Source organism: Pseudoalteromonas mucoides (assembly GCF_049257175.1).
Taxonomy (GTDB): Bacteria; Pseudomonadota; Gammaproteobacteria; order Enterobacterales; family Alteromonadaceae; genus Pseudoalteromonas.
Genome location: NZ_JBMMUC010000023.1, coordinates 58,093 through 64,731 on the forward strand (window position 1 = coordinate 58,093; position 6,639 = coordinate 64,731).

The 6,639-nt window shown below is 42.6% G+C and carries 5 protein-coding genes and 1 rRNA gene; all 6 read left to right on the plus strand.

The genetic code is table 11. The features are described 5' to 3' along the window. Positions 1-6 precede the first annotated feature (6 nt). Positions 7-1,548 carry a F0F1 ATP synthase subunit alpha gene (gene atpA, locus AAEU30_RS20090; RefSeq protein ID WP_008112134.1) on the plus strand — a complete coding sequence of 514 codons (1,542 nt, stop codon included), beginning with the start codon at positions 7-9 and terminating at the stop codon, positions 1,546-1,548. Between the two features lie 60 nt (positions 1,549-1,608). Continuing rightward, positions 1,609-2,469: a F0F1 ATP synthase subunit gamma gene (gene atpG, locus AAEU30_RS20095; protein ID WP_008112136.1), complete on the plus strand. Its 861-nt coding sequence runs from the start codon at positions 1,609-1,611 to the stop codon at positions 2,467-2,469. Between the two features lie 33 nt (positions 2,470-2,502). Continuing rightward, positions 2,503-3,888 carry a F0F1 ATP synthase subunit beta gene (gene atpD / locus AAEU30_RS20100; protein WP_087533921.1) on the plus strand — a complete coding sequence of 462 codons (1,386 nt, stop codon included), beginning with the start codon at positions 2,503-2,505 and terminating at the stop codon, positions 3,886-3,888. A 13-nt stretch (positions 3,889-3,901) separates the two neighbouring features. After that, positions 3,902-4,324: a F0F1 ATP synthase subunit epsilon gene (locus AAEU30_RS20105; protein WP_008112140.1), complete on the plus strand. Its 423-nt coding sequence runs from the start codon at positions 3,902-3,904 to the stop codon at positions 4,322-4,324. 279 nt (positions 4,325-4,603) lie between these two features. Further along, a complete protein-coding gene (gene glmU / locus AAEU30_RS20110; protein ID WP_421962087.1) occupies positions 4,604-5,962 on the plus strand; it encodes a bifunctional UDP-N-acetylglucosamine diphosphorylase/glucosamine-1-phosphate N-acetyltransferase GlmU in 1,359 nt (452 codons plus the stop codon). 562 nt (positions 5,963-6,524) lie between these two features. Continuing rightward, a 16S ribosomal RNA gene (locus tag AAEU30_RS20115) occupies positions 6,525-6,639 on the plus strand; the annotation flags it as partial.

Below are 6,639 nucleotides of genomic sequence, written 5' to 3' on the forward strand. Positions count from 1 at the left end.
AAGAGCATGCAACTTAATTCCACTGAAATTTCAGATCTGATCAAACAACGTATTGAGAAGTTCGAAGTTGTAAGTGAAGCTCGTAACGAAGGTACTATCGTATCTGTTACAGACGGTATCATCCGCATCCACGGTCTAGCTGACTGTATGCAAGGTGAGATGATTGAGCTTCCTGGCAACCGTTATGCTATCGCACTAAACCTTGAGCGCGACTCAATTGGTGCAGTAGTAATGGGTCCTTACGCTGACCTTACAGAAGGCGTAAAAGTATACACAACTGGTCGTATCTTAGAAGTTCCTGTTGGTGCGGGTCTACTTGGTCGTGTTGTTAACACACTAGGTGCTCCTATCGATGGTAAAGGCGCTTTAGATAACGACGGGTTTGAACCTGTAGAAAAAATTGCACCAGGTGTAATCGAGCGTCAATCTGTAGATGAGCCAGTACAAACTGGTTACAAATCTATTGATGCTATGATCCCAGTTGGTCGTGGTCAGCGTGAGCTTGTTATCGGTGACCGCCAAACAGGTAAAACTGCACTAGCAATCGATGCAATCATCAACCAAAAAGACACCGGCGTTAAGTGTGTGTACGTAGCGGTTGGTCAAAAAGCATCTACTATTGCTAATGTAGTACGTAAATTAGAAGAGCACGGTGCACTAGCAAATACTATTGTAGTTGTAGCATCTGCTTCTGAATCTGCGGCACTTCAGTACTTAGCACCGTTTTCGGGCTGTACTATGGGTGAATACTTCCGTGACCGTGGTGAAAACGCATTAATTGTATATGATGATTTATCTAAGCAAGCTGTTGCTTACCGTCAAATCTCATTGCTACTTAAGCGTCCACCAGGTCGTGAAGCATACCCTGGTGACGTATTCTACCTTCACTCGCGTCTTTTAGAGCGTGCATCACGTGTAAACACTGATTACGTTGAAAAGTTCACTAACGGTGAAGTGAAAGGTAAAACAGGTTCATTGACGGCATTGCCTATCATTGAAACTCAAGGCGGCGACGTTTCTGCGTTCGTACCGACAAACGTTATCTCTATCACCGATGGTCAGATCTTCTTAGAAACTGACTTATTCAACTCAGGTATCCGTCCGGCAGTAAATGCTGGTATCTCGGTATCGCGTGTTGGTGGTGCTGCACAAACTAAAATCGTTAAGAAACTAGGTGGCGGTATCCGTCTAGCCCTAGCTCAGTACCGTGAATTAGCTGCGTTCTCGCAGTTCGCGTCTGACCTTGATGATGCTACTCGTGCTCAACTTGAGCATGGTGAGCGTGTAACAGAGCTTATGAAGCAGAAACAGTACGCGCCAATGTCTGTTGCTGAAATGTCTTTGTCGTTATTCGCAGCTGAGAAAGGTTACTTGCAAGACATCGAAATCTCAAAAATTATGGATTTCGAAGCGGCATTACTTTCTTTCGCAAATAGCACATACGCAGAGCTTATGGCTCAAATCAATGAAACAGGTAACTACAACGCCGAGATCGAAGCGCAGCTTAAAGAACTTCTAGAGAAGTGTAAGTCTACGCAAACTTGGTAATTTAGTTATTAATGGTGCGCTTTAGTCCGCTAAAGCACACCTTGATTCGGAGAGAGAGTCATGGCCAGCGGAAAAGAGATTAAAAGCAAGATCGGCAGTATTAAAAATACTCAAAAGATCACTAGCGCAATGGAAATGGTTGCTGCGTCTAAAATGAAAAAGGCGCAAGAACGAGTGGCTTCAAGCCGTCCATACGCTGAAAAATTACGTAAAGTGATTGGTCGTGTTGCTCAAGCAAATCTTGATTTTACTCACCCGTTCTTAGAAGAGCGTGAAGTAAAACGAGTTGGTTATATTGTTATCTCTACTGACCGTGGTCTATGTGGCGGCTTAAACTCAAATGAGTTTAAGAAAGTTGCATTAGACATTAAAGCGTGGAAAGAGAAAGGCGTAGATGCTGATTTTGCTACTTTAGGTAGTAAAGCAGCTGGCTTCTTTCAGCGTTTTGGTGGTCAAGTGCTTGCTAAAAAAGCAGGTCTTGGAGATAAACCTTCAGTGCAGGACGTAATTGGTCCGGTAAAAATAATGCTAGATGCATTCTCTGAAGGTAAAATTGACCGTTTATTCCTGGTATATAACAACTTTGTTAATACCATGAAGCAAGAGCCAATAGTAGATCAGTTACTCCCTTTGCCAAAAGCTGAAGAAGAAGTATCTACACATGCGTGGGATTACTTATATGAACCAAACCCAGAGGCTATTTTAGAGTCTTTGTTAGTTCGCTTCATTGAGTCTCAAGTATACCAAGGTGTAGTTGAAAACGCTGCCTCTGAACAGGCTGCCCGCATGGTTGCAATGAAAGCTGCAACTGATAATGCCGGTGACCTTATGGATGAGTTACAGCTTGTATATAACAAAGCTCGCCAAGCAGCAATCACACAAGAAATTAGTGAGATTTGTTCTGGTTCAGCAGCAGTTTAATGCTTCAGGCAAAGATTAACGAGAGGAATAGACATGAGTTTAGGTAAGGTCGTCCAAATTATCGGCGCCGTTGTGGATATCGAATTTCCACAAGACAGCGTGCCAGCCGTATATGACGCGCTAAAAGTAACAGATGGCGATTTAGCTGGTTTGACTTTAGAAGTTCAACAGCAGCTAGGTGGCGGTGTGGTACGTACTATCGCACTAGGTACTACAGATGGTTTACGTCGTGGTGCTTCAGTAGAAAACACAGGCAAAGCAATTCAAGTTCCAGTTGGTACTAAGACCCTAGGTCGTATCATGAACGTACTTGGTGAGCCAATTGATGAAGCAGGACCAATCGGTGAAGACGAGCGTATGTCTATCCACCGTGCAGCACCTACTTACGAAGAGCAATCAAGCTCAGTTGAACTTTTAGAAACGGGTATCAAGGTAATCGATCTTGTATGTCCATTCGCTAAAGGTGGTAAAGTTGGTTTATTCGGTGGTGCCGGTGTTGGTAAAACCGTAAACATGATGGAACTTATCCGTAACATCGCAATCGAGCACAGCGGCTACTCAGTATTCGCAGGTGTTGGTGAGCGTACACGTGAGGGTAATGATTTCTACCATGAGATGAACGATTCAAACGTACTTGATAAAGTATCGCTTGTATACGGTCAGATGAACGAGCCTCCAGGTAACCGTTTACGCGTAGCGTTAACAGGTCTTACTATGGCTGAGAAGTTCCGTGACGAAGGTCGCGACGTACTTTTCTTCGTAGATAACATCTACCGTTACACACTTGCGGGTACAGAAGTATCAGCACTTCTTGGTCGTATGCCATCAGCGGTAGGTTACCAGCCTACACTTGCTGAAGAAATGGGTGTACTTCAAGAGCGTATCGCATCTACTAAGACTGGTTCAATTACTTCAATCCAAGCGGTATACGTACCTGCGGATGATTTAACGGATCCATCTCCAGCAACAACGTTTGCTCACTTAGATGCAACAGTAGTACTTTCACGTGATATCGCATCACTAGGTATCTACCCTGCGGTAGACCCTCTTGATTCATCTTCACGTCAGCTTGATCCACAAGTAATCGGTGAAGAGCATTACGGTATAGCGCGCGGCGTTCAAACAGTTCTTCAGCGTTACAAAGAACTTAAAGACATCATCGCGATTCTAGGTATGGACGAGCTTTCTGACGAAGATAAGCAACTTGTATCTCGTGCACGTAAAATCCAGCGTTTCCTATCTCAGCCATTCTTCGTGGCAGAGGTATTTACAGGTGCGCCAGGTAAATACGTTTCACTTAAAGACACAATTGCAGGCTTCAAAGGTATCTTAAACGGTGAGTTTGATGATATGCCAGAGCAAGCGTTCTACATGGTTGGCTCTATTGAAGAAGCTCAAGAAAAAGCCAAAAGCATGTAATTAGGAGGGTAGTATGGCAGCTATGACTGTACATCTTGATGTAGTAAGTGCTGAAGAGAAATTATTTTCTGGTTTAGTAGAATCTATTCAAGTATCTGGTAGTGAAGGTGAGTTAGGTGTTAATGCCGGTCACGCCCCACTACTAACTGCCCTTAAACCTGGTATGGTACGTTTAGTTAAGCAATTTGGTGAAGAAGAACTCATCTATATTGCTGGCGGTACACTAGAAGTTCAACCGAACATAGTGACCGTACTTGCTGATACAGCTGTTCGTGGTGAAGACCTGGACGAGAAAGCTGCAGAGCAAGCTAAACGTGACGCTGAAGCCCAAATGGCAAAAGGTGCATCTGCTGAGCTTGATTACAATCAAGCCGCAATGCAACTAGCTGAAGCAATTGCTCAGCTACGCGTTATTCAGCAATTACGTAAAAAGTAAGCCTATCTGGTTTTTAAAAGCCCACTTAATGTGGGCTTTTTTGTGCCTGAATAAAAATAATGTTTCTATCTATGCAATAGATCGCTTTTTGTACTTATATCCTTCATTGATCCCCGTTACAATAAAGCATATGAAAGCAATGTTTGATTTCAGCTAAGATTCAGTGGCAACTGCTAAGTTGTCGTTGAGTATTTGCGCATGATGTGACTTACGTAATCTTATTGAATTCACGCTCGCTTACTTATTTCAATAAAACAAAGAAAGAAGGAAATTGTTTTAATGTCACTGACAACGGTTATTTTAGCTGCGGGTAAAGGTACTCGTATGCGTTCAGCTCTTCCTAAGGTACTGCACAAAGTTGCAGGCAAGCCCATGGTGCAGCACGTTATTGATAATGCTAATGCACTTGGTGCGACATCAACTAACTTGGTTTATGGTCATGGCGGCGAATTATTACAACAACAACTTGCTGACAACAATGTAAACTGGGTACTTCAAGCTGAGCAGCTTGGTACTGGCCATGCCGTAGCACAAGCAAACCCTCATATTAATGATGAAGATACGGTTTTAGTTTTATACGGCGATGTACCACTTACGAAGCAATCAACGCTTGAACGTTTACTTGCTGCAACTCCTAGCAATGGCTTAGCCGTACTTACGGTAAACCTTGTTAACCCGAATGGTTACGGTCGTATGTTACGCGTTGATGGTAAGTTAGTAGGTATTGTTGAGCAAAAAGATGCAACACCAGAGCAGTTATTAATTACCGAGGTTAACACCGGTATTATGGCTGTGAATGGCAAGCTTTTAAAAAGCTGGTTAGGTAACTTATCAAACGAGAATGCCCAAGGTGAGTATTATCTAACAGATATCGTTGCTATGGCGCATAGTGAAGGCGTTGAAATTAGCTCAGCACAACCTGATCATCCAATGGAAGTTGAAGGTGCAAACAACCGTGTACAACTTGCTGGCCTTGAACGTGCTTATCAAGCATGGCAGGCTGAAGAGTTAATGTTAAACGGTGCGACACTTGCTGACCCTGCTCGCATTGATGTACGCGGCGAAGTCACGACTGGTGAAGATGTATTGATTGACGTGAACGTTATTTTTGAAGGTAAAGTAACTTTAGGTAACAATGTTGAAATCGGCCCTAATTGTGTACTTAAAAATTGTACCATTGGCGACAACGTAGTTATTAAAGCCAATACATTAGTTGAAGATGCGAGTGTCGCTGCTAAATGTACCCTTGGTCCATATGCCCGTTTACGACCAGGTGCCGTTATGGAAGAAGACTCGCATATTGGTAACTTTGTCGAAATGAAAAAATCGCGTCTAGGCAAAGGCTCTAAAGCAAATCACTTAACCTATCTTGGCGATGCTGAAATTGGCGAAAAAGTAAATATAGGCGCAGGCACTATTACCTGTAACTATGATGGTGTGAATAAATCAAAAACCATTATTGGTGATAATTCATTTATTGGTTCTAATTCATCATTAGTTGCCCCAGTAAATATTGGAGCAACAGCCACCATCGGTGCAGGTTCGGTTATTACCAGCACAGTAGCCGATGACCAATTAGCACTAGCGCGTAGTAAACAGCGTAATTTAGATGGTTGGAAGAGACCGGTAAAAAAATAAAATAATATAGGCTGCGCTGCAGCCTTTTTTAATACTGTAGAAAAACCGCTTGTTAAAGCAGCTAAAATAGCGTTTTAACCCCCTTGTTGTATGCCATTCATACAAATTAGAAATTAATTTAATAAAACTGAAATAAAGCGTTGACGGCCTCAAGAATATCCCTATAATGCGCATCCACTGACCCGGCAGGCAGCAATGAAAAGCGCTGAACAAACGGTAAGTGAGTCGAGCAAAACTTAATATTAAAATTTCTTAAAATTAAGTGTTGACAAAAAAATAGGAAAGCGTAACATGCGCAGCCCTAGCGAGATAAAGCAAAGCGCTTTAATCGCAACGTTCTTTAACAATATAAAGCAATCATCTGTGTGGGCACTCGTACAGATTGAGTTCTAACAGCCGGGCTTAGTTCGCTAAGTAAGGCAAAAAATTTAGAGTCTCAATTGAAACTGAGTGACCAACAGAATAGTTACTTTTAGTAATTATTCAGCACAGTCAATTCAATATCGAAAGATGTTAAATAAATTCAGGATTCATTGAGCTGTTCTTCGGAACATAAAACTTTTAATTGAAGAGTTTGATCATGGCTCAGATTGAACGCTGGCGGCAGGCCTAACACATGCAAGTCGAGCGGTAACAGAAAGTAGCTTGCTACTTTGCTGACGAGCGGCGGACGGGTG

What these genes read in the sequence shown, in the direction of transcription:
- atpD (WP_087533921.1), top strand. Translation starts at nt 2,503, where the DNA reads ATGAGTTTAGGTAAGGTCGTCCAAATTATCGGCGCCGTTGTGGATATC.
- glmU (WP_421962087.1), top strand. Translation starts at nt 4,604, where the DNA reads ATGTCACTGACAACGGTTATTTTAGCTGCGGGTAAAGGTACTCGTATG.
- atpA (WP_008112134.1), top strand. Translation starts at nt 7, where the DNA reads ATGCAACTTAATTCCACTGAAATTTCAGATCTGATCAAACAACGTATT.
- atpG (WP_008112136.1), top strand. Translation starts at nt 1,609, where the DNA reads ATGGCCAGCGGAAAAGAGATTAAAAGCAAGATCGGCAGTATTAAAAAT.
- AAEU30_RS20105 (WP_008112140.1), top strand. Translation starts at nt 3,902, where the DNA reads ATGGCAGCTATGACTGTACATCTTGATGTAGTAAGTGCTGAAGAGAAA.